This is a genomic window from Paenibacillus cookii, assembly GCF_018333375.1.
GTDB classification, from domain to species: domain Bacteria; phylum Bacillota; class Bacilli; order Paenibacillales; family Paenibacillaceae; genus Paenibacillus_AQ; species Paenibacillus_AQ cookii.
On the sequence record NZ_BORW01000032.1, the window covers coordinates 39,610 to 64,963 of the forward strand.

The 25,354-nt window shown below is 52.4% G+C and carries 27 protein-coding genes, 1 rRNA gene and 1 other annotated feature; of the genes, 1 reads left to right on the forward strand and 27 read right to left on the reverse strand.

Annotated elements, in window-relative coordinates; translation table 11 throughout:
* Nucleotides 1–153: 153 nt before the first annotated feature.
* The 18 genes from KI367_RS21555 to KI367_RS21640 form a co-directional block, all read right to left on the reverse strand.
* Nucleotides 154–759 carry a class I SAM-dependent methyltransferase gene (locus KI367_RS21555; protein WP_212952130.1) on the reverse strand — a complete coding sequence of 202 codons (606 nt, stop codon included), beginning with the start codon at nucleotides 757–759 and terminating at the stop codon, nucleotides 154–156.
* Nucleotides 760–907: 148 nt separating this feature from the next.
* Entirely contained in the window at nucleotides 908–1,273 is a 366-nt protein-coding gene (gene rplL / locus KI367_RS21560; protein ID WP_036712545.1) for a 50S ribosomal protein L7/L12, read from the reverse strand.
* A 69-nt stretch (nucleotides 1,274–1,342) separates the two neighbouring features.
* A complete protein-coding gene (rplJ, locus tag KI367_RS21565) occupies nucleotides 1,343–1,846 on the reverse strand; it encodes a 50S ribosomal protein L10 (protein WP_212952131.1) in 504 nt (167 codons plus the stop codon).
* A 105-nt stretch (nucleotides 1,847–1,951) separates the two neighbouring features.
* Nucleotides 1,952–2,112 (reverse strand) — a sequence feature (ribosomal protein L10 leader region).
* A gap of 68 nt (nucleotides 2,113–2,180) precedes the next feature.
* Nucleotides 2,181–2,873 carry a 50S ribosomal protein L1 gene (gene rplA, locus KI367_RS21570; RefSeq protein ID WP_160045365.1) on the reverse strand — a complete coding sequence of 231 codons (693 nt, stop codon included), beginning with the start codon at nucleotides 2,871–2,873 and terminating at the stop codon, nucleotides 2,181–2,183.
* Between the two features lie 90 nt (nucleotides 2,874–2,963).
* On the reverse strand, nucleotides 2,964–3,389 hold the full coding sequence (gene rplK, locus KI367_RS21575) for a 50S ribosomal protein L11 (protein WP_036712539.1): 426 nt from the start codon (nucleotides 3,387–3,389) through the stop codon (nucleotides 2,964–2,966).
* Between the two features lie 71 nt (nucleotides 3,390–3,460).
* The gene (gene nusG / locus KI367_RS21580) at nucleotides 3,461–3,994 is read right to left on the reverse strand and encodes a transcription termination/antitermination protein NusG (RefSeq protein WP_036712536.1); all 534 of its coding nucleotides are present in this window, start codon (nucleotides 3,992–3,994) and stop codon (nucleotides 3,461–3,463) included.
* A gap of 31 nt (nucleotides 3,995–4,025) precedes the next feature.
* Entirely contained in the window at nucleotides 4,026–4,217 is a 192-nt protein-coding gene (gene secE / locus KI367_RS21585) for a preprotein translocase subunit SecE (RefSeq protein WP_036712533.1), read from the reverse strand.
* A gap of 21 nt (nucleotides 4,218–4,238) precedes the next feature.
* Complete coding sequence (rpmG, locus tag KI367_RS21590) at nucleotides 4,239–4,388, reverse strand: 50S ribosomal protein L33 (protein WP_076176720.1); 150 nt, start codon at nucleotides 4,386–4,388, stop codon at nucleotides 4,239–4,241.
* 395 nt (nucleotides 4,389–4,783) lie between these two features.
* Nucleotides 4,784–5,428 (reverse strand): RNA polymerase sporulation sigma factor SigH, encoded by a 645-nt coding sequence (gene sigH, locus KI367_RS21595; protein WP_036712530.1) that lies wholly within the window; start codon nucleotides 5,426–5,428, stop codon nucleotides 4,784–4,786.
* Between the two features lie 162 nt (nucleotides 5,429–5,590).
* The gene (locus tag KI367_RS21600; protein WP_036712528.1) at nucleotides 5,591–6,112 is read right to left on the reverse strand and encodes an NYN domain-containing protein; all 522 of its coding nucleotides are present in this window, start codon (nucleotides 6,110–6,112) and stop codon (nucleotides 5,591–5,593) included.
* A gap of 6 nt (nucleotides 6,113–6,118) precedes the next feature.
* Nucleotides 6,119–6,862, reverse strand: coding sequence for a 23S rRNA (guanosine(2251)-2'-O)-methyltransferase RlmB (gene rlmB / locus KI367_RS21605; protein ID WP_212952132.1), 744 nt, complete (start codon nucleotides 6,860–6,862; stop codon nucleotides 6,119–6,121).
* A 17-nt stretch (nucleotides 6,863–6,879) separates the two neighbouring features.
* Nucleotides 6,880–7,350, reverse strand: a complete 471-nt coding sequence (locus tag KI367_RS21610) for a Mini-ribonuclease 3 (RefSeq protein ID WP_052147138.1) — start codon at nucleotides 7,348–7,350, stop codon at nucleotides 6,880–6,882.
* Entirely contained in the window at nucleotides 7,347–8,753 is a 1,407-nt protein-coding gene (gene cysS, locus KI367_RS21615) for a cysteine--tRNA ligase (protein ID WP_212952133.1), read from the reverse strand. Before cysS ends, KI367_RS21610 begins: the two co-directional genes overlap by 4 nt.
* A gap of 137 nt (nucleotides 8,754–8,890) precedes the next feature.
* Nucleotides 8,891–9,574, reverse strand: coding sequence for a serine O-acetyltransferase (cysE, locus tag KI367_RS21620; RefSeq protein WP_212952134.1), 684 nt, complete (start codon nucleotides 9,572–9,574; stop codon nucleotides 8,891–8,893).
* A gap of 530 nt (nucleotides 9,575–10,104) precedes the next feature.
* Nucleotides 10,105–11,568, reverse strand: a complete 1,464-nt coding sequence (gene gltX, locus KI367_RS21625) for a glutamate--tRNA ligase (protein ID WP_036712522.1) — start codon at nucleotides 11,566–11,568, stop codon at nucleotides 10,105–10,107.
* A 51-nt stretch (nucleotides 11,569–11,619) separates the two neighbouring features.
* Nucleotides 11,620–12,108: a 2-C-methyl-D-erythritol 2,4-cyclodiphosphate synthase gene (gene ispF, locus KI367_RS21630; RefSeq protein ID WP_212952135.1), complete on the reverse strand. Its 489-nt coding sequence runs from the start codon at nucleotides 12,106–12,108 to the stop codon at nucleotides 11,620–11,622.
* On the reverse strand, nucleotides 12,105–12,809 hold the full coding sequence (gene ispD / locus KI367_RS21635) for a 2-C-methyl-D-erythritol 4-phosphate cytidylyltransferase (protein WP_036712517.1): 705 nt from the start codon (nucleotides 12,807–12,809) through the stop codon (nucleotides 12,105–12,107). The genes ispF and ispD overlap by 4 nt, the downstream gene beginning before the upstream one ends.
* 59 nt (nucleotides 12,810–12,868) lie before the next feature.
* Complete coding sequence (locus KI367_RS21640; protein ID WP_212952136.1) at nucleotides 12,869–13,945, reverse strand: PIN/TRAM domain-containing protein; 1,077 nt, start codon at nucleotides 13,943–13,945, stop codon at nucleotides 12,869–12,871.
* 207 nt (nucleotides 13,946–14,152) lie between these two features.
* On the opposite strand from KI367_RS21640, the gene KI367_RS21645 reads away from it, so the two are divergent.
* Nucleotides 14,153–14,548, forward strand: coding sequence for a nucleoside triphosphate pyrophosphohydrolase family protein (locus tag KI367_RS21645; RefSeq protein ID WP_212952137.1), 396 nt, complete (start codon nucleotides 14,153–14,155; stop codon nucleotides 14,546–14,548).
* 97 nt (nucleotides 14,549–14,645) lie between these two features.
* On the opposite strand, the gene pssA is transcribed toward KI367_RS21645, so the two are convergent.
* The 9 genes from pssA to rrf form a co-directional block, all read right to left on the reverse strand.
* Nucleotides 14,646–15,374: a CDP-diacylglycerol--serine O-phosphatidyltransferase gene (pssA, locus tag KI367_RS21650; protein ID WP_036712512.1), complete on the reverse strand. Its 729-nt coding sequence runs from the start codon at nucleotides 15,372–15,374 to the stop codon at nucleotides 14,646–14,648.
* 55 nt (nucleotides 15,375–15,429) lie between these two features.
* Nucleotides 15,430–16,506, reverse strand: a complete 1,077-nt coding sequence (gene disA / locus KI367_RS21655) for a DNA integrity scanning diadenylate cyclase DisA (protein ID WP_036712509.1) — start codon at nucleotides 16,504–16,506, stop codon at nucleotides 15,430–15,432.
* 12 nt (nucleotides 16,507–16,518) lie between these two features.
* Nucleotides 16,519–17,886 (reverse strand): DNA repair protein RadA, encoded by a 1,368-nt coding sequence (gene radA / locus KI367_RS21660; protein ID WP_212952138.1) that lies wholly within the window; start codon nucleotides 17,884–17,886, stop codon nucleotides 16,519–16,521.
* A gap of 250 nt (nucleotides 17,887–18,136) precedes the next feature.
* Nucleotides 18,137–20,587 carry an ATP-dependent protease ATP-binding subunit ClpC gene (gene clpC / locus KI367_RS21665; protein ID WP_212952139.1) on the reverse strand — a complete coding sequence of 817 codons (2,451 nt, stop codon included), beginning with the start codon at nucleotides 20,585–20,587 and terminating at the stop codon, nucleotides 18,137–18,139.
* A 96-nt stretch (nucleotides 20,588–20,683) separates the two neighbouring features.
* The gene (gene mcsB / locus KI367_RS21670) at nucleotides 20,684–21,745 is read right to left on the reverse strand and encodes a protein-arginine kinase McsB (RefSeq protein WP_212952140.1); all 1,062 of its coding nucleotides are present in this window, start codon (nucleotides 21,743–21,745) and stop codon (nucleotides 20,684–20,686) included.
* A gap of 26 nt (nucleotides 21,746–21,771) precedes the next feature.
* Nucleotides 21,772–22,296 (reverse strand): protein-arginine kinase activator protein McsA, encoded by a 525-nt coding sequence (gene mcsA / locus KI367_RS21675; RefSeq protein WP_036712508.1) that lies wholly within the window; start codon nucleotides 22,294–22,296, stop codon nucleotides 21,772–21,774.
* A 28-nt stretch (nucleotides 22,297–22,324) separates the two neighbouring features.
* Nucleotides 22,325–22,786, reverse strand: a complete 462-nt coding sequence (locus KI367_RS21680; RefSeq protein WP_212952141.1) for a CtsR family transcriptional regulator — start codon at nucleotides 22,784–22,786, stop codon at nucleotides 22,325–22,327.
* 588 nt (nucleotides 22,787–23,374) lie between these two features.
* The gene (locus KI367_RS21685) at nucleotides 23,375–24,550 is read right to left on the reverse strand and encodes a GNAT family N-acetyltransferase (protein ID WP_036712506.1); all 1,176 of its coding nucleotides are present in this window, start codon (nucleotides 24,548–24,550) and stop codon (nucleotides 23,375–23,377) included.
* A 476-nt stretch (nucleotides 24,551–25,026) separates the two neighbouring features.
* Nucleotides 25,027–25,143: ribosomal RNA gene (gene rrf, locus KI367_RS21690) — 5S ribosomal RNA — on the reverse strand.
* Nucleotides 25,144–25,354 lie beyond the last annotated feature (211 nt).

The window sequence follows — 25,354 nt, forward strand, 5'->3', positions numbered from 1 at the left end:
TACATATTATACGTGAACATGCTCTTGTTTATGCATCTCTCCGCATAAAAACTATTGACATTTCAGTCAACTAAAGACAAGAAGCCTATCCTAATACTGACATTTTATAATAATATCACATCAGTATTTTCAAGTCAATAGTCCTATTGCAAATTACCGAAAAGTTTTTGTTGCCTTAAAAATCCGGTACCCTTTATCCTTCGTCACTTCCTCGACCTGTCCAAACAAGCTCTCCAGCTTGGCTTTCGCCGAAGGCGCTCCCTGCTTTTTCTGAATGACGATCCACAAGGAACCTCCGTTTTTCAAGTGCGCGTAGGCCTGTTCGAAAATCGCATGCACGGTTTCTTTGCCGGCACGGATCGGCGGGTTGGTCAGCACGACATCGAAGGTTTTTCCCTGCACGGCCGCAAACAAATCGCTCTCCAGAATGGTTACGTTTTGAATGCCGTTCAGCTTTGCGTTTTCCTTCGCCAGGGCGACTGCACGGGAGTTCACGTCAAGCATGGTCACATGACCGCTGGCGGCAAGTTTGGCGGCCGCAAAACCGATCGGGCCGTACCCGCAGCCCACGTCCAAAACTTCGGCATGCTGCGGAATATCCATCGCTTCGATCAGCACCTTGCTGCCGTAGTCTATACCTTTTTTGGAGAATACGCCCGCGTCGCTGATAAACCTGAAGATCTGTCCCCGCAACCGTTCCTCCAGCTCCCGCCGGTCATGGCCGGCTTCAGGCTGATTCGAATAATAATGCTGTGACATGCCGTCCCTCCGTCTCGTTTCGTCTTCCTTTTACAGATTGTCCCGATCAGTTTCATTTCAATCCACCCAAACGGGGAATCCCGTTTACAAAAACAAACCCCTTGAATTTTCAAGGGGTTTGTTATGTTTAATCACTCGTAAGAAGGAATTACTTCACTTCTACAGTAGCGCCTGCTTCTTCCAATTTAGCTTTGATGGAATCAGCTTCTTCTTTACCCACTTTTTCTTTGAGTGGTTTTGGTGCGTTGTCAACCAGGTCTTTAGCTTCTTTCAAGCCGAGGCCAGTGATTTCGCGAACCGCTTTGATAACGTTGATTTTGGAAGCGCCAGCGCTAGCCAGAATTACGTCGAATTCAGTTTGCTCAGCAGCTTCGGAAGCGCCAGCAGCGCCGCCTACTACAGCAACTGGAGCTGCAGCAGTTACGCCGAATTCTTCTTCGATTGCTTTAACCAGATCGTTCAGTTCCAATACAGTCATGCCTTTGATTGCTTCCAAGATTTGCTCTTTACTCATGGTTAAACCTCCATTTTATAATTAAAGTTTTTGTGTTTGTCTTTCAATACTGCATCGAGGAACAGGTGCTTACGCGCCTTGTTCTTCTTTCTCTGCAACGGCTTTAACTGCAAGCGCGAAGTTGCGCACAGGAGCTTGAAGCACGCTGAGGAGCATGGAAAGGAGACCTTCGCGGGATGGCAGTTCTGCCAGCGCTTTGACTTGGTCAACGCCGACGACACGACCTTCGACCACGCCACCTTTCAATTTCAATGCATCGTTTTTCTTAGCAAAATCGTTAAGGATTTTCGCTGGAGCTACGGCATCTTCACCACTGAATGCAATCGCTGTAGGACCGGTCAACACTTCGTCCAGTTCTGTCAGCTCGGCAGCAGCGGTAGCGCGACGCAGCAATGAGTTTTTCAGAACCTGGAATTCGATGCCGGCTTCGCGAAGCTGCTTACGCAGTTCGGTCACTTGGGCAACGTTCAATCCACGGTAGTCGGCAACAACGGTAGATGCGCTTTCGCGCAGCTTAGCCGTGATTGCTTCCACTGCTTCTTGTTTCGCTTGAATCACTTTTGCGTTTGCCAATGTTCACACCTCCTGAAAGTTTCGCTGTCCGGTACCTAAACGACCGGAACATGTACTGCTATCGTTTGGATGAAAAGTCTGACTTGCTTCCCGTTCCTAATGATTCTAGGCATGTAAAAAGCCTCCGTAGAATCACGAAGGCCTGATAAATGATGATTGTCCACACGAACGTCAGGAGCAACCATCCTCATTCTATCACAACACCTCGGTAGGAAATTAAGCCTTTGCGGGGCACCTACTGTCTACGGTAAGCATATTCAACTTTAATGGTCAGTTCTTTCACAACAACTTTTACAGATTATCAGATAACGCGACGGAAGTCAACGTTAATTTCTTATCTGAAAGAAGCTGTGTTCACGCGAGCGCTTGGGCCCATCGTCGAGGATACTGCGATCCCTTTCAGATAAACGCCTTTCGCAGCTGCCGGTTTAGCACGGTTGAGGGCGTCGATGAGAGCTTTGAGGTTCTCATTCAGTTTCGCCGCATCAAAGGATACTTTACCGATCGGAGCGTGAATTTGACCTGCTTTATCCAGACGGTATTCGATTTTACCCGCTTTGATCTCTTGAACCGCTTTGGCAACATCGAATGTAACCGTGCCTGCTTTAGGGTTAGGCATGAGGCCTTTACCGCCGAGCAGACGACCCAGTTTACCGACTTCGCTCATCATGTCAGGTGTAGCTACGCAGACGTCGAATTCGAACCAGCCTTGTTGGATTTTGTTGATCATGTCCTGATCGCCAACATAATCCGCGCCAGCCGCTTCCGCTTCTTTCGCTTTGTCACCTTTCGCAAATACCAATACGCGTTGCGTTTTACCCGTGCCGTGAGGCAGGACAACGACGCCGCGAACGGCTTGGTCTTGTTTACGTGGGTCTACGCCCAAACGAACTGCAACTTCAACGGTTTCGTCGAATTTGGCAGTCGCAGCCTTTTTCACAAGCTCAACGGCTTCTGCTGGCTCGTAAAATGCTTCGCTGTCAATCAGCTTGGCAGCTTCAACATATTTCTTACCATGTTTCGCCATGTTTGTTCCTCCTTTGTGGTTTTAACGGAAATTCCTCCCACATATGCCGGTCCCAATCGACCGGTTGTCGCAGAAAAACCGAAAATAAAATTAGTCTTCGATCGTGATACCCATGCTGCGGGCAGTACCTTCGACCATACGCATAGCAGCTTCGACGGAAGCAGCGTTCAGGTCAGGCATTTTTGTTTCAGCGATTTCACGGACCTTGTCGCGTTTAACCGTTGCCACCTTTTTCTTGTTAGGTTCGCCGGAACCTTTCTCGATTTTTGCAGCTACGCGAAGCAGAACTGCAGCCGGTGGAGTTTTCGTGATAAACGTAAAGGAACGGTCTTCAAATACCGAGATTTCAACCGGAATGATCAGACCAGCCTGGTCAGCGGTACGAGCGTTGAATTCTTTACAGAATGCCATGATGTTGACACCTGCTTGACCCAATGCAGGACCTACTGGCGGAGCCGGATTCGCTTTACCTGCAGGAATTTGCAGTTTTACCATTTTGATTACCTTTTTTGCCATGTAAGACACCTCCTTCAAAAGTGGTTAACGGGACGTTTGCGCCCCTCCCACAAGAAACCTGAAGAAAATATTTATATCTTCTCCACCTGAGTATAATCCAGCTCAAGCGGGGTTTCCCGTCCAAACATGTTGACGTGAACTTTGAGTTTGCTCTTGTCGGCGAGAATTTCCTCTACAGAGCCCACAAAATTCGCAAATGGACCAACCTTGATCCGCACGGATTCCTTAATGTCGAATTCGATTTTTGGTTTAGGTTCTTCCATGCCCATATGCTTCAGGATTTGATCTACTTCTTCCGGAAGCAAAGGCGTAGGTTTGGAACCCGACCCCGTCGAACCAACGAAGCCCGTCACCCCCGGCGTGTTGCGGACAACATACCAAGAGTCGTCGGTTTGGATCATTTCAACCAAGACATACCCCGGGTAAACTTTTCTCATGACGGTTTTTTTCTTGCCGTCCTTGTTTACCACTTCTTCTTCCATCGGAACAAGAACGCGGAATATCTTGTCCTCCATGCCCATGGACTCGACGCGTTTCTCCAAATTGGCCTTGACCTTGTTCTCATACCCGGAATAGGTATGAACAACGTACCATCTTTTTTCCATAGTTTCCATATCAAGCCACCCGGGACCCTTCTTAAATAATCGCTTCGATCACAGCGGAAATGCCGATATCCAGAACCCAAAAATAAATCGTGACGAATACAATGGTGCCGAGGACGATCAGAGTATAATTCGTCAGCTCTTTACGATTAGGCCAGCGAACTTTTTTGAGCTCCGCCCAGCTTTCAGAGAAAAAGGAAAACAGAGACTTGAAACTACTTTTCACGCCGACTACACCTCCAAAAAACTATCTGGTTTCGCGATGAGGAGTTTGCTCGTTACAGAACTTGCAAAATTTCTTCATCTCCATGCGGTCGGGGTGATTTCGCTTGTTTTTGGTAGTTGTGTAGTTTCTTTGTTTGCAGTTCGTACAAGCCAAAGTGATAATTACCCGCATGCTGTGCACCTCCCGAAGACGTCCTTCTTTTCAGAAGGCTCTATATTTCCCTAGCAGAACAGCCCAAGCCCTTCATTGCTGAAAAGAAAAAACCGTTCTTGCGAAATGAATAAGAAACAAAAACCTTGCGGTCTTTGCCTGCTCATCCATTAAAACACGCGAATTTAGGCCTACCTAAAACACTTTATCATAAGGGTTAAACCGTGTCAACGAAAGAATAGCCCTGTTTCCGGCATGCCGGGATCGCTACATCCCTAGTGTTTTCAAGCCTTTTTCCTCTACTGAAAGCCGCCTGCATTCATTTACCATTATGATTCATTCCTGTGGCGCTTAAACCTTGTCATGTCCAATTGTGAAAAAAAGACTCCGTTAAGAGCCTTTTCGTTACCGAGCGTCTAATTGTCGCGAACTTCCAAATAACGTTCCAATTTGCGTTTGACACGCTGCAAGGCGTTGTCAATCGATTTCACATGCCGCTTGAGGTCGACCGCAATCTCCTGATAGGAACGGCCGTCCAAATACAGCATCAGCACTTTGCGTTCCAGGTCGCTTAAAATCTCGGACATCTTGTCCTCCAGACCCACGAACTCTTCCTGGTTGATGATCAATTCCTCCGGGTCCGACACCTGCGAACCGCAAATGACGTCCAGGAGCGTCCGGTCGGAATCTTCATCGTAAATCGGCTTGTCCAAAGAGACATAAGAATTCAGTGGAATATGCTTCTGTCTCGTCGCCGTCTTGATCGCCGTAATAATCTGCCGCGTGATGCAGAGCTCGGCGAAAGCCTTGAACGAAGACTGCTTGTCCACCCGAAAATCACGGATCGATTTGTATAATCCGATCATGCCTTCCTGAATGATATCCTCCCGGTCGGCGCCGATCAGAAAGTAAGACCTGGCTTTGGCGCGCACGAAATTCCGGTACTTGTTAATCAAAAACTCGAGCGCTTCGCTATCGCCTTCACGAAAATATTCGACGACGTCCTCATCCGACTTGTACTCGTAATCCGACAACGTTAATTCTTTGAGGTCTACACTCACCAAGAATCCCCCCGGCTGCAACGCAAGGTACCCGTTACTCTGTGAAATATACGAACAGTATAAATGATGGCAGTTGACACCGTCAACCACGTATTACCTAAAAAAGAACACCGCTAACAAAATTGTCAAGAGATGCAAATTTGTAATTGGTTCCAATTTCTGTCATTCCCTGCGCCATTTCTCGAATAACTCCCTAAGCTCCGGTTTCAGCTTGCCGTCCAGCGTATTTCTCGTCTTCGGCGCATGCTCGCGCTGAATCCGATGCTGAATCGCCTTTTCGCAGTTTTCCACTTCGATAAGCAGTTCCCGGGCGGAAAGCCGCAGCGCGCCGCGAGCGAAGATGACATGCTGCTCGATGAAGTCGCTGGTGGCCACATAGATTTTGCGGCTGCGGAGGCTGAGTTCCCCGACCAGCCGCTCTATGCATTCATCGGCAGTTTCCTTCTCTTTCGTGAAGTAAACCTGAACTTTGCTTTGGGAAAAGGCTTTGCCAAGCCCCGGCACCCGATACGCATCAAAGACGGCGATCACCTTCCGGCCGGTAAAAGCCTGGTAATCGGCCAGTTTGCTTAGCAGATTGTCACGCGCCTCCTGCATGCTGATTTGCGACAGCTTCGCAAGAGACGGCCAAGCACCGATCATATTGTAGCCGTCCACCAGGAGCACGTCCCGCAAATCCGCCATCCCGATCTAACCTTGGGTGCGGCGCCGCAATACTTCGTACATGACCACGCCGGCGGCCACGGAGGCGTTCAGCGAGTTGATCCGCCCGTTCATCGGCAGCTTGACCAGAACGTCGCATTTTTCCCGGATCAGCCGCCCCATGCCTTTGCCTTCGTTGCCGATGACGATGGCTACGGGCCCGTCGAAAACATTCGTTTCGTAGATCCCCGCAGCGGCCGACACATCGGTACCTACGACCCAGATCCCTTTTTCCTTCAAAGAATCGATCGTTTGCCCCAGGTTGGTGACTCTGGCTACCGGCACGTATTCGGCCGCGCCGGCCGAAGTTTTGGACACGGTGGCGGTCACCTGCGCCGAACGGCGCTTCGGAACGATGACGCCGTGCACGCCGGTGCAATCCGCCGTACGAAGGATCGACCCCAGGTTATGCGGATCCTCGATTTCGTCCAAAAGCAAAATGAACGGCGGCTCCCCTTTCTGTTCGGCAGCCTGCAAGATGTCCTCCACTTCGGCGTAAGCGTAAGGGGCGGCCTGGGCCACGACGCCTTGATGCTGAACGCCCGGCGCCAGCTGGTCGAGCTTGCGCTTGTCTACGTGCTGGATGACGACGCCGAGTTTTTTCGCCTCGACGACGATCGGCTGCGTCAAATGCTTTTGCGCATTTTCGGCAACCCAGATTTTATTGATCGTGCGGCCGGATTTCAGCGCTTCGATGACCGAATGCTTCCCGCCGATAATTTCTTCCTCCATGATATCCTCCACTAGCTTTATTTGATATGACTCTGCTGCAGCATGTATTCGATTCCCATGCCGATGAGCTCCCGCATCCGGTCGTGCCGCTGCGCGTAATACAAATACCCGATCAAACTCTCGAACGCCGTGGCATGACGATATTCGAGCACGTTCGCGTTTTTCGGAATGCTGCCGGATTTGGCGTTGCGCCCTTGCCTGACGACGTCCTTCTCCTCGTCGGTCAAGACGGGCTCGAGCGCCGCCAGAATCCGGCTTTGCGCTTTCGCGGATACGATGCCGGTCGCTTGGTGGTGAAGCTGGTTCGGCTTCAGGTTCCGTTTGGAAATCAGGTACTGCCTGACCGCCACTTCATAAATGGCATCCCCGATGTACGCAAGCACGATCGGGGGAATCAGCCGAGGCTGCCTGGAAGGCGGGTATTCGAACCAGCCGTTCCATTCATCCCCCGCTTCCGGCGGCAGCCCTGCATTGTCCCGGCCGCTCATTTGCGCCGCCAGCGCATGCCTTGCGCCGTATCCTCCAGCACGATCCCCTGCGCCGCCAGCTGGTCGCGGATTTCGTCGGCACGGCTCCAGTTTTTATCCTTGCGGGCCTGCGCGCGCTCCACGATCAGTTGTTCGACTTCTTCATCCAAAAGCACGGCGTCTTCCCCGCCATACAGGCGAAGCACGGCGTTCAGTTGTTCGAAGGCGGACAGCATCAGCTTCAGCTCTTCCGGATTGACGACAGGCTGCTGCAGCAGCGAATTCGTTTCGTTGACCCATTCGAAAACCGAGGTAATCGCATCCGGCGTGTTGAAGTCGTCGTTCATTTTGTCGTAATACTGACTCAAAATGCCGTCCAGCTTCTGCTTCAGCTCCTCGCGGACCGCTCCATGCCCGTCGGGCGTCACCGTTTCCAGGCGGTGCTTCAGGTTGGAGACGGCGTTCGCGATGCGCTCCACGCTGTTCGTCGCCTGATTCATCGTTTCGGCGTTGAAGTTCAGCGGGTTGCGGTAATGCGTCGAAAGCATGAAATAGCGGATCGCTTCTTTTTTGAATTCCTTGCGCAAATCTTTGACGAGTATGCCGTTGCCGAGCGATTTCGACATTTTTTCGTTGTTGATTTTGATGTAGCCGTTATGCATCCAGTAGCGCGCCAACGGCTCGCCCGTCAGCGCTTCGGATTGGGCCACTTCGCATTCATGGTGCGGGAACTGCAAATCCTGCCCGCCCCCGTGGATGTCGATCGTGTCCCCCAAATAACGGCGGGCCATGGCCGAGCATTCGATATGCCAACCCGGACGTCCGTCTCCCCACGGGCTGGACCAATAAATTTCGCCGGGTTTCGCCGCTTTCCAAAGCACGAAATCCTCCGGATTTTCCTTTCGCTCGTCGACGTTGATCCGGATCCCGAACTGGAGTTCATCCAGCTTTTGGTGCGACAGCTTGCCGTAATCCGGGAATTTGTTCGTACGGTAGAAGACGTCGCCGCCTTTTTCGTATGCGAAGCCTTTCTCCTCCAGCTCCCGAATGAAAGCGATGATATTGTCCATGTTCTCGGTGACTCGCGGATTGACCGTTGCCTTTTCGATGCCCAGTCCTTCCAGATCCTCGTAATAAGCCTTGATGAACGTATCGGCAACCTCCGGCACGGTGCTGCCCATTTGCTCTGCCTTCCGGATCAGCTTGTCGTCCACGTCCGTGAAGTTGACGACGTAATTGACCTCGTTGCCGATTTGCTCCAGGTACGTGCGGACCACGTCGAAAAAGATCATGGGACGGGCGTTGCCGATATGAATGTAGTCATACACGGTCGGCCCGCACACATACATTTTTACCTTTCCCGGTTCCATCGGTACAAACTCTTCTTTGGAGCGTGTCAACGTATTATATATTTGAAGCGCCATAGTCACTTTTCCTTTCGTTCGGGATTTTCAGCCAAAATCCTCGGTTTTTCTTATCTTTCTTATCCAATCGCGATTCAGGCGAATCATCGGCGTCGGCTTCCGCCTCCCGCGTGCAACGTCCTTGCCCGGAACGGGCTTTATTCCCCCTGCTCCGGTTCCCGTGCGGCATGGATTCGGACCAGCTCGCCGCGTTCGCTTTTCAGGTTTTCCAGTTCGCTGCGAAGCCGGTCGATCTCCTGCTGCATGCTGCGAAGCGAATCGACGATCGGGTCGGGCAGCTGGTGGCTGAGCCGGTCGACGCGGCGGCCGTCCTGCTTCACGATCCGGCCCGGAATGCCGACGACCGTACTGTTCGGCGGTACTTCCTTGAGCACGACGGAGTTGGCTCCAATGTTGCTTTGGTCGCCCACCTTAAAAGAACCCAGAACCTTTGCGCCGGAAGCGATGACGACGTTGTTGCCGATCGTCGGATGGCGTTTGCCTTTTTCCTTCCCCGTACCGCCAAGCGTTACGCCCTGGTAAATGACGACGTCGTCGCCGATCTCGCAGGTTTCCCCAATCACGACGCCCATGCCGTGGTCGATAAAGAGCCTGTTGCCGATTTTCGCGCCGGGGTGGATTTCGATTCCCGTCATGAAACGGCTGAACTGCGAAATGACGCGGGCAAGGGTGAACCATCGGCGGGTGTACAGCTTGTGCGCGATCCGGTGAGCCCAGATGGCGTGCAATCCCGAGTAGGTAAATACCACTTCGAACAGGCTTCTGGCGGCCGGATCGTTTTCAAATACCGTCTGGATGTCCGATCTGATTCTTTTAAACATGTCCGTTCCCCTCTTTGTGCTCTTCTCTTCCTTCGCTCCCATAAGCGCAGGCTGCCGCCGCCCGGCGGCTCGCCTGAAAACCAAAAAACGCCTCGGCAGCTTACGCTGCAGAGGCGTTATGATACGCGGTTCCACTCTGCTTGAATCCGGCCTGATCGGCGCGTCGTTCTTTCTGATGCGCACGGCTGGATTCCACTCGATTGCCCTGATAACGGGGGACCTTCCGGCATAGTCTAACGGCTCCGGACGGAACCGCTCATCCATGCAGCTCACAGGCGCATTTCCGCAGCCGGCATATGGATAACTTCCAGCCAGCATGGAAAGCAAATTCTCCATGAGGTTATCCTCTCTGGTAAATGCCTGAGGCTAAAGCGTACTTCTCCTGCTCATCGCTCTTTCGATCACTTCGTCTATAATATCCGGCCTGTTCTTATAGACAGGCTCTATAGATCTTATTTTGGTAGTTATTATATCCGAAAATACATCGGGCTGACAAGAAAGTTTTCGGGATTTGGGCGCAGCCTTCCCGGTCAAGCTCCCTTGATCTGCGATCTCAGCCGTTCGATGACCCGGTCCTTGCCGAGCAAATAGATCGTTTCGTTCAGGTCGCGCCCGTGCATCTGGCCCGTCAGCGCCACGCGGATCGGCATAAAGAGCTGTTTGCCTTTAAAGCCCGTTTCCTTTTGCACCTCTTTGATCATGGCCGCGATCTGCGGCGCCGAATATTCGGCGGAAGCTTCGATTTTTTCAAGCAAGGCTTTCAGCACGGCCGGCACATGCTCCTCGCCCAAAATCGGCAGGGCTTCGGCGTCCACTTCCAGATGGGTCCGGAAAAACATGGCCGATAATTCGACGATGTCCGAAGCGGCGACCATTTGCTCTTGGTACAGGGCAACCAGTTTTTTCGCCCACGCTTCCTGTTCGGCGGAAAGCTCGGCAGGAAGGCGGCCCGCTTTTTGCAAATGCGGAATCGCAAGCTTGGCGATACGTTCCGGGTCGGCTTTTTTAATGTATGCGTTGTTCAGGTGCGCCAGCTTGTTCTGGTCAAACACCGCCGGGCTTTTCGACAGACGGTCCGGATTGAAGATTTTGATCAATTCCTCCAGGCTGTAGATCTCCTCTTCCCCTTCGGGCGACCAGCCGAGCAGGGCGATGAAGTTGACGAGCGCTTCGGGCAAATATCCGAGCTGGTCGTATTGCTCGATGAACTGGATGATCGATTCGTCCCGTTTGCTGAGCTTTTTGTGGTTTTCGTTCACGATCAGCGTCATATGGCCGAAACGCGGCGGCTCCCAGCCGAGCGCTTCATAAATCATCAGCTGCCGCGGCGTGTTGGAAATATGGTCTTCCCCGCGCAGCACGTGGCTGATTTGCATCAGGTGATCGTCGATGACGACCGCGTAGTTGTATGTCGGAATGCCGTCTTTTTTGACGATGACGAAGTCGCCGGTATCCTGGGTATTAAACGAAATCGTTCCTTTGACCATATCGTCGAACGTATACGTTTTGTTTTCGGGAACGCGGAAACGGATGCTTGCCACGCGCCCTTCCGCTTCGTACGCCTTGCGCTGCTCTTCGGTCAGATTGCGGTGCTTGCCGGAATAACGCGGGGTTTCGCCGCGCGCAAGCTGCTCTTCCCGTTCCTTTTCAAGCTCTTCTTCCGTGCAGTAACAGTAATAAGCAAGCCCTCTGTCCAGCAGCTCCTGCGTGTATTTGTTGTAAATGTCGAGACGTTCGGTCTGACGGTAAGGTCCGTACTCCCCGCCGATATCGATGCTTTCGTCCCAATCGAGGCCGAGCCATTTCAAATATTTCAGCTGGCTTTCTTCGCCCCCGGCGATGTTGCGCTTGACGTCGGTATCCTCGATCCGGATCACGAAGTCCCCGCCCTGATTGCGGGCATACAAATAGTTGAACAGCGCCGTTCTGGCGTTTCCGATATGTAAATGTCCCGTAGGACTCGGTGCGTACCGTACGCGAACTTTATCAGTCATGGTCATACCCCTCCGCATTGTGTTTACTTACGTTTCTACCGCTCAAATCCTTCAAGATGATAGCACATCTTTGACAAGGCAGACAACCGATTGCGCCGCGATTCCTTCGCCTCTGCCGGTGAAGCCGAGCTGTTCGGTCGTCGTCGCCTTGACGTTCACCTGTTCCAGGTCCGCATCAAGGGCGCGGGCGATCACCTCGGCCATCTGCGGGATGTACGGCGCCATTTTCGGCTTCTGCGCGATGATGGTGGAGTCGATGTTCCCCAGGCGGTATCCCCGCTCCTTGGCCATCTCCCATACATGCAGCAGCAGCTTCAAACTATCTGCGTCCTTGAATTTCGGATCGGTATCCGGAAAATGCTTGCCGATATCGCCAAGCCCCAGCGCGCCGAGAATCGCATCGGTCACCGCGTGCAAAAGCACGTCCGCGTCGGAATGGCCAAGCAAGCCTTTTTCGTAAGGAATGGTGACGCCCCCGATGATGCACGGCCTGCCTTCCACCAGCTGATGCACGTCAAATCCTTGTCCTACTCGTATCATCTACTCTTCTCTCCCCTGCGTTTTAACATGAATGCGGCATACTCCAGATCTTCCGGCGTCGTGATTTTGATGTTGGTGTAACTGCCTTCGACGACCGCAACGGGAATGCCCATTCGTTCCACGAGCATGGAATCGTCCGTGCCGACGAAGCCGTCGGCCTCGGCCAGCTCATGCGCTTTTTTCAAATCGGAAAGACGAAAAGCCTGTGGGGTATGGATCGCCCACAGACTTCGGCGGTCGGGGGTTCCTTCGATCATTCCCGAACCGCTCACCCACTTGATGGTATCCTTCACGGGAACCGCCAGTACCGCCGCCCCGGTGAGCAGGGCTTTTTGATGGCATGCCTCGATTCTTTCCGGTTCGACAAACGGTCTGACGCCGTCATGAACCATTACCCATTCCGTGCTGATCTCTAACAAGCCTTTATACACGGACTGCTGTCTTTCCTTGCCGCCCGGCACGATTTTCGCCACTTTGCGAAGCCCGTACCGGTCAATCCACCCGGCGCATCGTTCGATGTCTTCCGCTCCGGTCACCAGGACGATTTCCCGAACCAGCGGCATCCGGTCGAAAACCTCCAATGTATGGATCACGATGGGCTTGTCGTCCATTAGCAGGTACTGCTTGCTTTCGCGGGTCCCCATTCTTGAACCCTTGCCCGCGGAAACCACCACGACGCCCACGCTATTTTGATTGTCCAAAACGAGATTTGCCTCCTCAACCACCGTAAGAAAAAATGTATACCCCCATCATACCCCTTTTACTGGGCTTTTTCCAACAGTTTCGGTTTGGCGAAGATCATCCGTCCGGCCGAAGTTTGAAGCACGCTTGTCACCAGCACTTCCATCATGCTGCCGATGTAATCGCGCCCGCCCTCGACCACGATCATCGTGCCGTCATCCAGATAGGCCACGCCTTGGCCGTGTTCTTTGCCGTCCTTGATGACCTGTACCATGATCTCTTCTCCCGGCAGCACGACCGGCTTTACGGCGTTTGCCAGATCATTGATGTTAAGCACCGACACGCCCTGCAGCTCGCACACCTTGTTCAGGTTGAAATCGTTGGTGACGACTTTCCCCTGCAGCACCTTGGCCAGCTTGACCAGCTTGCTGTCGACTTCGGAAATTTCCTCGAAATCCCCTTCGTAGATCAGGACCCGAACGTCCAGCTCCTTCTGGATTTTGTTCAAAATATCGAGCCCTCTGCGGCCGCGGTTGCGTTTGAGCAAATCCGACGAATCCGCGATATGCTGCAGCTCTTCGAGCACGAACTCGGGAATGACGATCGTTCCTTCGATAAACCCGGTTTTGCAAATATCCGCGATGCGGCCGTCGATAATGACGCTGGTGTCCAAAATTTTATGCTCTTCGATTTTCCGGTCCTCGTACGCATCGGCCTTGCTCCACCGTCCCGAGGTCCACAGCGTCGCCAGCTCGTCTTTTTTGTCCAAACCGACCCGGAATCCGATGTATCCGCAAAACAACGTCAGCCCCACGGCTGCAATCTCACCCGCTTTTCCCGCCCAAGCAAGGCTCGGATAGATCAGCAGGGATAACAGCAAACCTCCCGTCAAACCGGCCGCTCCCGCCGCCAGTTCATTCATCGGCATTCCCGCAAACATCTGGATCATCGATTGAAAGCGTGCCGCGAGCGCCTGAGCGCACAGGGAACCTATCAACAAAAATAAAATTGCTCCAAGTCCTGCAAACATCAAGCTGCCCCATACGGATTGATCAATACCTAAACTCGGGAACGTCCATCCGGCTGATTGATGAAGGGAATAACCTGTCCAAGCGCCGCACAGACCGGCAAACGCCACGATGAATTTTCTCAGCATAAGTTCCCACACCTCCTTGATTGTATCAGTCATACATATTTCCTTAGCAGTATGGTCCAATTTTGGAGCACATAATCCTTCGCAGCCCAAATTTTTCTATCGGATCTGCAAAAGGTCCTTTCGTTAGGAGTCTCAATTTTGGTTGAAAATGGGCAAATGCCTGGCATATAATGAACTCAATTCTTAAGCTAGAGGTGAAAAGGAAAAATGAGCGCACCAAGTTTACAGGCTTTTCAGGATCAGGTTTCCGAATTGTTGCTCCGTCACCGCAGTCTGCTGGATGTCTTGTCCAAAAACGGGCAAAGCAGCGCATCCGTCAACCGGGCTGTTGCCAAGGCCGTTACGGACTGCGGCTGTATCGAACTCCACGCCACCAAACAGTCCTTTGAACCCGAAGTGAGCCTGGAGGAAGCGAAAGACGTGGCCCGGACTCACGTACGCGGAGAGTTATGCGAAAATTGCAAGGAAATCATCAGCGCCGAACTGGGACGCAATATTTTTTACATGTCGGCCTTGTGCAACCTCCTCGGCATCAACATGGATGAAGTGGTCCAGAAGGAGTCCCAGAAATGCTCCACGCTTGGCTTGTTTAATCTGTCATAGAACGAAAGAAATCCCGCGCATTCGAATAAACGGCAACAAAAAAAGCATTTATTTCCGCTGCGGACAGCGAGAAATAAATGCTTTTTATTTTTTCCGGCTAGGAATGATCGTTAAACACGTTTTGATCCGCCGATTGGTCATGATTCCGTCTGCGGGTCAGCTTCTCCACGTTTTGCTTTAATCCGTAGGCCGCATACAGTACCAGCGGAACGAAAATAAGCTTGGATATCTGATCCGGAAAAATCACGGCGACGGCGACTCCCGCGATAATCACGACGGGGGCGTACATCACGGCTTTTTTCGGGAGCCCCACTTTCTTGAAATTCGGATACTTCACCGTGCTAACCATCAAATACGACAGGACCAACATGGCAAAAATCATGTAAGGAGCCGAAATTTCTTTATGGAACAGCGACAACGTGGCCAAAACGCCACCTGCAGCCGGTATAGGCAAACCAATGAAATAGCCCGGAATCCCGGATTGAACGTTAAACCTTGCGAGGCGCAAAGCGCCGCAAATCGGGAATATGGCCGTCACGGCCCAGATGAGCGCATGGTGCATGCCATGAAAAGAAGTAACGTACATGATAAGTGCGGGTGCAACTCCAAAAGAAATGACATCCGAGAGAGAATCCAGTTCCTTGCCGAATTCACTTTGTGCATTGAGCGCCCGGGCCACCCGGCCGTCCAATCCGTCGCAAAGCATCGCAATAATGATCATGATGGCTGCCAAGCTGAATTTGTTGTCAAAGGCCAGCATAATTCCTACCATTCCGAGAAACAAGTTACCTAACGTAAACATGTTCGGAATTGATTTCGTAAACATTATTTCACCTCGAATTTTTTTAGTACCCCCGTATCATCACTTGATTGTATGGCATTTAAATTTGTCTGTCAATGAACACTTGCTCCTGCAACCGCTTCAAACCTTCCTTGATGTTGCGGGCTCTGACTTCGCCAATTCCATCCACTTCATCCAATTCCTCGATGGTTGCCATCATGATATGCGGAAGCCGGCCGAAACGCTCGACCAAATTATGGATGATGACGTTCGGCAGCCGCGGAATTTTGTTCAGGATGCGGTATCCGCGCGGAGCGATCGATTCCTCCGAATTCGCCGCCGAGATCGGATAGCCGAGAAGCCGCATGACGTAATGGATATCCAGCAGTTCATCGTCGGTAGCCCGCTTCAGTCCGGATATCATCTCGCGGATTTTGTCGTCGTTGTCTTCGCGGGCGTAATCCTTGTACAGAAGCCATGCTTCCTCTTCCATGTTGCTGACGAGCTCTTCCATCTGCATGCTGATCAGCCGGCCTTCGTTGCCCAGCTCATTGATATAGCGCTTGATCTCCATTTTGATGCGCAGCACCATTTCGACCCGCTGAATGACATTGACGACCTCCGGTACCGTCACCAGCTCTTCGAATTCCGATGCCGAGAGGTTGGTAAGCGACTGGTTCAGCACCGCCCGGTATTTTTCCAGCGTTTGCAGCGCCTGGTTCGCCTTCGTCAGAATAACGCCGATTTCCTTCAGCGCATATCGAAGCGTGCCTTGATATAAAGTGATAATGTTGCGGCGTTGCGAAATCGACACGACCAGCTTTCCGGTCTGCTTGGCGACGCGCTCCGCGGTACGGTGGCGGATGCCCGTTTCGGTCGAGGAAATGGAGGAATCCGGAATCAGCTGGGTGTTGGCGTACAGAATCCGCTTCAGGTCCTCGCTCAAAATGATCGCTCCGTCCATCTTGGCAAGCTCGTATAGGTAGTTCGGCGAAAAATCGCAGTTGATCGAAAAACCGCCGTCGACCACCTCCATCACTTCCGGACTGTAGCCGACGACAAGCAGCCCGCCGGTTTTGGCTCGCAGCACGTTTTCCAGGCCGTCCCGAAACGGGGTGCCTGGTGCAACCAGCTTGAGCAGGTCATTCATTTTATCCAATTGGCTCGGTTCCTTCATCTCTTATGCCCCCTAATCTAACGCGACCGCTAGCGCATCTGCCACGGTATTGATGCCAATGATTTCGATTCCTTTGGGGTGCTTCCACCCCTTCAAGCTTTTTTCCGGCATGATGATCCGTTTGAAGCCGAGCTTCTCGGCTTCCCTTACCCGCTGCTCGGCTCGCGAGACCGCCCGGACTTCGCCGGTCAAGCCTACTTCGCCGAACATCACGTCATACGGTTTTGTCGGAATATCTCGAAAGCTGGAGGCGATGCTGACAGCAATCGCCAAATCGACCGCCGGTTCATCCAGCTTCACGCCTCCGGCTACATTCAAATAGGCGTCCTGGTTCTGGAGGAACATGCCCATCCGTTTCTCCAGCACGGCGATAATGAGCCCCATCCGGTGATGGTCGACGCCCGTGCACATCCGCCGCGGCGACGGAAAGTGCGTGGCGGATACAAGCGCCTGGAGCTCGACCAAAACCGGCCGGGTTCCTTCCATGCTGGCCACCACCGTCGAGCCTGCCACCCCAAGCGGACGTTCGGACAGAAACAGTTCGGACGGATTCTCCACTTCCACCAGTCCGGATTCGTTCATTTCGAAAATGCCGATCTCGTTCGTGGACCCGAAGCGGTTTTTCACCGCGCGCAGCAAACGGTACGTATGATGCCGTTCACCTTCAAAATAGAGCACGCAGTCCACCATATGTTCAAGCAGTCGCGGACCCGCGATGGCTCCTTCCTTCGTAACATGCCCGACAAGAACGGTTGCAATGCCCATGCCTTTCGCTACGCGCATGAACCGGGCCGTGCACTCCCTGACCTGGGCCACGCTGCCCGGAGCGCTCGTCACTTCCGGAATGTATACGGTCTGGATGGAGTCGATCACGAGAAACTGCGGTTGAATGCTGTTGATCGCTTCCTCGATCAGATCCATGTTCGTTTCGCAAAGCACGTACAGCTCCGGAGACAAGGCTCCGAGCCGGTCGGCGCGAAGTTTGGTCTGGCGTACCGATTCCTCCCCGGAGATATACAGGACGCGCAGGCCCGACACGGTCAACGCATGCGAGGTTTGCAGCAGCAGCGTCGACTTCCCGATCCCCGGATCGCCGCCGACCAAAATGAGCGACCCCGGCACGATCCCTCCGCCGAGCACGCGGTTCAGCTCGCCGATGCCGGTATGCACGCGCGCTTCATTGCTGCTTTCTATATTTATGATCGAAAGCGCCTTTTCTTTACTATGAAAGAGCGGAGAATTCATCCCCTGCGTTTTAATGACGCTTTCGGTTTCTTCGATCATGGTATTCCAAGCTTGACAACCCGGACATTTGCCATACCATTTGGCAGCCTCATAGCCGCATTCTGTGCAATAAAATTTCGTTTTCGTTTTAGCCATGATCTCTCCTTAGAGGTAATGGATTTTGTCTAAATTTGTCGATCACTCAGAAAATTGGCATTATTATAATTTTACCATTTATTAAGTTTTATCGTAAAGTATTTGAAAAAAGTTTACATAAAGAATAGAAAAACGGTTTTATGGCTTGCATCGTTCCATCCGTATCCCGTCACGCAAAAAAAGGACTGGCCCGCCGCTAAACCAGCAGCAGCGGGTCAATCCTTTTCATTAAACTAAGCTGTAGCTTTCATTACGCTTCGGACGTTGCGGATACGTTATCCGCCTTTTTTACCGTCAACTCGCCGTTTTCCTCATCGATTACCAGCGAGTCGCCTTTGGCCACCTTGCCGGTCAGAAGCTCTTCGGACAAACGGTCCTCGATATGCTTCTGAATCGCGCGGCGCAGCGGACGGGCACCGAAAGCAGGGTCGTAGCCTTCCTTCGCCAGGAACGCTTTGGCCTTGTCTGTCAGCGTAAAGTCCACGTCGTATTCGCGCAGCCGTTTGCGGAGCTCTTCGGCCATCAGCGAGACGATTTCGGCGATGTGCTTCTCTTCCAGCGAGTGGAAGACGATGATTTCGTCGATCCGGTTCAGGAACTCCGGACGGAAGCTTTTCTTCAGCTCGCCCATGACTTTGTCTTTCATGTTGTTGTAGTCGGCGCCGGCATCGTTGACCGCCGTAAAGCCGAGCGTGGAGTTCCGTTTGATCGCTTCCGCCCCGACGTTGGACGTCAGAATGATCAGCGTGTTGCGGAAATCGACCACGCGGCCTTTGGAGTCGGTCAAGCGTCCGTCTTCAAGCACCTGCAGCAGGATGTTGAATACTTCCGGATGCGCCTTTTCGATTTCGTCGAGGAGCACGACGGAATACGGTTTGCGGCGAACCTTCTCGGTCAGCTGGCCGCCTTCCTCGTAACCGACGTATCCCGGAGGCGCTCCGACCAGTCTCGACGTGGAGTGTTTCTCCATGTATTCGGACATGTCGATGCGGATGACCGCATTTTCGTCGCCGAACATCGCTTCCGCAAGGGCGCGTGCCAGCTCGGTTTTACCTACGCCGGTAGGACCGAGGAAAATAAACGAACCGATCGGACGTTTCGGATCCTTCAGGCCGGCGCGGGAGCGGCGAACGGCGCGGCTGACGGCTTTGACCGCCTCTTCCTGGCCGATGACGCGTTCATGGAGAATGTTCTCCATGTTCAGCAGGCGTTCGGTTTCTTCTTCCTTCAGCTTGCGTACCGGAATTCCGGTCCAGCTGGATACCACTTGCGCGATATCCTCCGGCGTTACCTCGGAATCGGTGCGGCCTTGTTTTTCTTTCCATTGGTTTTTGGTGATTTCAAGCTCTTCGCGGATTTTTTGCTCGGTATCGCGAAGCGCCGCCGCTTTTTCGAATTCCTGGCTTTGCACCGCCGAATCCTTTTCCTTGCGGATGTCTTCGAGACGGCTTTCCAGCTCTTTCAGGTTTGGCGGGATCGTGTACGTGTGAAGCCTTACTTTCGAACCCGCCTCGTCGATCAGGTCGATCGCTTTATCCGGCAGGAACCGGTCGGAAATGTAGCGGTCGGACAGCTTCACGGCTTCCACGATCGCTTCATCCGTAATTTTCACGCGGTGATGGGCTTCGTAACGGTCGCGCAGGCCGAACAGGATTTGGATCGCTTCTTCCGGGGAAGGCTGATCCACCGTAATCGGCTGGAAGCGGCGTTCCAAGGCGGCATCTTTTTCGATGTATTTCCGGTATTCGTCGAGCGTCGTGGCGCCGATGCATTGCAGCTCGCCGCGGGCCAGCGACGGCTTCAGAATGTTCGAGGCGTCGATTGCGCCTTCCGCTCCGCCTGCGCCGATCAGCGTATGCAGCTCGTCGATGAACAGGATGATATTGCCGGCTTGGCGGATTTCATCCATGATTTTTTTCAGGCGGTCTTCGAATTCGCCGCGGTATTTGGTGCCGGCCACGACCGAACCCATATCGAGGGTCATGACGCGTTTGTCGCGCAGCGTTTCCGGAATTTCGTTGTTGATGATTTTTTGGGCGAGTCCTTCCGCGATCGCGGTTTTACCTACCCCGGGCTCGCCGATCAGTACCGGGTTGTTTTTGGTACGGCGGCTGAGCACTTGAATGACGCGCTCGATTTCGTTGCTCCGTCCGATGACCGGATCCAGGTTGCCCTCTTTGGCAATGGCCGTCAGATCACGGGCCAGAGAATCCAGCGTCGGCGTGCTGACGTTGGCCTGGGAGCCGTGGTGGCTGGATACGGCCTCGCTGCTGCCAAGCAGCTGCAGCACTTGCTGGCGCGCTTTGTTCAGGCTGATGCCCAAATTGTTCAATACGCGGGCCGCAACGCCTTCCCCTTCGCGGATCAGTCCGAGCAGGATATGCTCCGTACCCACGTAGGTATGTCCCAGCTTGCGGGCTTCGTCCATGGACAGCTCGATGACTTTTTTGGCGCGCGGAGTGTAGGCGATATTGGTCGGCTGCTCCTGACCTCTGCCGATGAGCGTTTCCACTTCATCCTGGATTTTTTCGAGTCCGAGTCCTAGCCCGATCAATGCCTTCGCGGCAATGCCGTCACCTTCGCGAATCAGCCCAAGCAAAATATGCTCCGTACCGATGTTGTTGTGTCCTAAACGGACGGCTTCCTCCTGAGCGAGTGCCAGCACTTTCTGAGCGCGTTCCGTAAATCTTCCGAACATCATTCTCCTGCACCTCCATGAGTTTGAAATATGATTTCAAGAATTTTTGCATTCTCGTTTCCATCGAATTCTCGTTTGCTTTCAGTCTAAAACTTCGGCTCAGGCTTTCGCCAGAGTCTCGCGAATCAACCTTGCCCGGTAAATGTCGCGTTCCTCGCTGTTCATGTCGTGGCCGTATTTTTTTTGCAAAAAACCCGGCTGCGTCATGACGTTCAGTTCGTTCATCACCGGAATGGAAGGTCCCTGCACGATCCCCAGGTCTATCCCCAGACGCACGTCCGATAACCGCTGCCCGGCCTCCTTGGAATCCATGACCTCCGCATACGACAAAATGCCGTAAGACCGTTTGATCCGATCCGTAATGCGCAGTCGCGAATCGTTCATAAGGCGTGCCCGCGCGTTTTTTTCGTGTTCGATGATCTGCAATACGACGCTGTGCAGGTTATCGATGATTTCGTATTCGGTTTGCCCGAGCGTGATCTGGTTGGAGATTTGAAACAGGTTACCTATTGCTTCGCTGCCTTCCCCGTAAATTCCTCTTACGGTCAGGCCGACTTGCGAGACCGCGGACAAAATCCGGTTAATCTGCTGCGTCATCACAAGGGCCGGCAGATGCATCATCACCGATGCCCGGAGTCCTGTTCCCACATTGGTCGGACAGCTGGTCAGGTAACCGCGCTTATCGTCAAAAGCGTAATCCACCTCGGCTTCGAACAGGTCGTCGATGGCGGTCGCCTTTTCCCACGCTTCGCGGACCTGGAAGCCCGGGTACAGACATTGGATGCGAAGATGGTCCTCTTCGTTAATCATAATGCTGACCGATTCGTCCTCGCTGATCATGACGGCTCCGTTTTGGGACTCGCCTGCGAGGCTGGGGCTGATCAAGTGCTTTTCGACCAGCACCCTTTTGTCGATCGGCTCGATTTCATCCAGCTTGACGGTATAAAACGTCCCTAAAGACTTAAGATTCGGAGTCTCCGCCACTTGGGCCAGACGATTGAGCACTTCCTCCGACTGCTGGCGCGTGGCCAAAAGGGGAAAAGGCATGTGCTGCAGGTTCCGTGCGATCCGTACCCGGCTGCTGATCACGATGTCGGAGTCGCTTGCCGTCCCCCGCATCCATTCGCTCAGCGCTTTCTCGGTAAACCGGAGATTGGGCATCACGCATTCCTCCTTAAGCGAATACTTTACTGTCCTGCCATTTCTTTTTCAAGCGTTCTGATTCGATCCCGAAGCTGGGCGGCTTCCTCGAATTCCTCCTGTTGGATCCGCCGCTGAAGCTCGAGCTTCAAATCGTCGATTTGACGTTTCAATTGAATCCGGCTGCCGCTTCTTTTCGGTACTTTACCGACGTGGACGGTGTTCCCGTGCACCCTTTTGAACAAAGGATCGAGGCGGTCGCCAAAATATTTATAACAGGAGCTGCAGCCGAACCGGCCGATTTTGCTGAACTGGGTATACGTCATTCCGCATTCCTCGCACCGCAGGGATTGGGGGGTTTTGACGCTGCTGGCCATCCCTTTGCCCGCGGTTTCAAAATCGAGCAGCCCCGATAGCAAGCTGTGTATGGAGAACCCTCCCGAGGTGCCGGGAAGCATCTCTCCTCTTTCCCTTGCGCAAGTTTCGCAAATGTGAAATTCATTTTTTTCGCCGTTTACGATTTTGGTGAAATGCAGCGTCGCGGGTCTTTTACCGCATTCTTGGCATAACATATTGCTGTACCTCCTTTTCCCTGTAGACTTATTTGCCTAACAAAGAAATCAGCATCGCCTTCATCATTCTTGCACGTAATTCATCCCTGTACGGAAGTTTGACCATCAAAGCCTCCCTGGAAACGGCCGCCCGCATCATGTTCGCTTCACGTTTGGTGAGAACCCGGGCCTCCTCCAGCTGGTAGATGAGCCCTTCCGCGACCGTCTGGTCGATGGTATCGCCAATCGTCTGATGCAGATGAGTATGAAGCGCCGAATATTGCGGAAGATCGATGCGCCGAATCCGGATGTATCCGCCGCCTCCGCGCTTGCTTTCCACGAGATAACCTTTTTCCAGCGTAAAACGGGTGCTTATGACATAATTGATTTGGGAAGGCACGCAAGAAAAATGGTCCGCCAAATCATTACGCTGTATTTCGATCAAACCGTTGGGACTCTCATGCAAAATACTCTTCAGATATTGTTCAATAACATCAGAGATATTACGCATCGTTCATCCTCCACTTGGTTCAGGATTTTGCTTCCGCCCGGTTCCGGACTTCGCGCAAAATCCGCGTATTGCTTGCAGAAAGCCAAGCCGAGTTACCCCATATTCGCGGCCGATGTTCCGGTATTTACTATGGACATTAACCAAAGAGCCGTCATGCGAACCGTAACCCTACAAGCCGCAACAGACGGCGGCAGGGTCTTCAGCAGCGCATGGTTAGTGTAACTTCAGACCATTCGGATCATACATAAACTGTAGGATTCCAACAGTATATGCATGTTTGATCAATAATTGACTTTGACTTTCTTTGACTATATTATAACACATTCTCGCATTTTGCCAAGGGGCGCCCGTAAAATTGCTCCGCAATCGGTATGTACGCCGTTTTGCCTTTCCCAGCATCTTTTATCATTTTTGACCTTTTTGCTTTATTCCATCCCTATAAGCGTACAAGAATATCGCATTTAGTGAGAATTGCTTTAAAGACAGGCATCCGTCCCTTGTTTCCGTGCTTTTATGCCTCATTTCGCGAATAAAAAACTCCCCTGCATTCATGCAGGAGAGTCGGGCATCCGGCGGCCCGGAAATGTTTTAGAAAAAGTCCAACAAAAAGGTTCGGCCAATGGGGATCACCCGTTCCAAGTATGCAACCGCTTCCGGCTCGCCCGCCAATCTTCCCATGTTCAACAACTCGCCGGGACGTTTGTAACCGAGCATCATCGTCGTCAACGTCTGGATGTCCAAGCTTAGCTGTGCGCGTTCCGCCGGATCTGCGGCCGTTACGGCTGCTGTTCCCTCCGGAGACAACGCGATTCTCCACTTTCCTTCGTTCCAAGGGGCGTAAGGGTCCTGAATCTGAACCGTCCATGCCTGCTCCTTTCCGTCGCTTTGGAAGGCATATGCCTCAATGAAGCCGGGAACGTTTACGATCCGGGCCATCCCGAACGGAACGATTTCCTGCGTGATTCGCGGATCCGCCAGCATGTATGTCAAACCGTCATCCACCGGCATATGATCGAGCACCGTTTGCTTGATCATGGAATCGTGATTGCCGATAAACGTCCATAACGCCTGTCTGGCTTCTTCCGTCAGGTAAATAAACTCGTACACCTGCATTTCTTGCTTCTGGACTTTATATAAGAGGAAACCTTGCGGTTCGCCCGCTGAATCGTAATATACGGCCGTTTGGTCCTCTTCGTCGTTCAGGATCGCATGCTTCCAGCGGTCTTCATCCCGAACCATCATGCCGTTGTAACGGCTGGCGTAAGCTTCATAGACACGGTTTAAAACCGAGATATCCGTCACGCCGCGGCGAACGGTACCCTCCGTAACTTGTTTGGCGGGCAGTTTTTCCGTAGAAATGACGTATTTTTTAAAATCGCTGAACATTTCCCAGCCGAATTTACGGTAAAACGCAAACGAAAACGGATGCAGCATAGAGATCAGCTTTCCGGATTCGTTCATCACTTGCAGCGAATGGGTAAGCAACTGCTTCACCAAGCCCTGTCTGCGGTATTCGGGCCATGTGGCCACGCCGGCCACCCCGGACATCGGCATTTTTTTGCCGTTGACGAAAATGTCCGCGTTGAGCAGACCCAGCTTGGCGCTTAGGCGCCCCTCTTCATCAAACATGCCCCATGTATTTTCGGGCTTGAATCGTTTCCTGGCTTTCTCCTTCGCCTCCGCGGTCATCCGGTATTGAAAGGCGTATTCGCCCAGCTCTATCGCGGCATCGAATTCTTCCGGTTTTAATGTTCTGATCTCCATCCCGTTTCACCTCGCTATGTATTCGAAAAACGATAAATTAACAAAGCAATTGCGACTTTCTGTGGATTACACATCGAGTATGTCAAACAGGCCTGGCAAAGTCAATGAATTACCCACAAGATTAGGAATTCTAAAAACGTCGGCGGGGCTTTATTGCATAAATTAGAACAAAACCTGTGAATGATGGGGATGAATTTGTGAATTTGTGGACGAAATTTTAAGGAAAAGCAGACGGGGTGTGTGCGAGTGGGATAAGTATGTGCACAAAATGAAAATAAATGATCGTATTGTCGCTTTTTCTGTGGATGGCCCAAATGCGTTAGGGATCATCCACAGCGCAATCGGGAATATGTGCATGAAAACTGCGCGAAAACCGGAATATTGGTGCCTTATCCACTGTGTAATCGTAAATCTCGCTTCTTTATCCACAGCAAATAAAAAAACCACCGTCGATTGTTCATCAACAGTGGTCCTTCGCTTGGCAGCGTCCTACTCTCCCAGGACCCTTCGGTCCAAGTACCATCGGCGCTGGAGGGCTTAACGGTCGTGTTCGGTATGGGTACGCGTGGAACCCCTCCGCTATCGCCACCAAACGATTCAAGTGGTTTGATCACCTGAAAACTAGATACGAAACGTTTGCGTTTTATTTTCCGTAGCATTACCCGGTTTTAAATCCGGGGCCCCCGAAAAGTATTCGGATTGAACCGCGAAGCCTAAGCTTCACTTTTTGGGGTACTTTTTAGGATAAGCCCTCGACCGATTAGTATTGGTCAGCTCCATGCATTGCTGCACTTCCACCTCCAA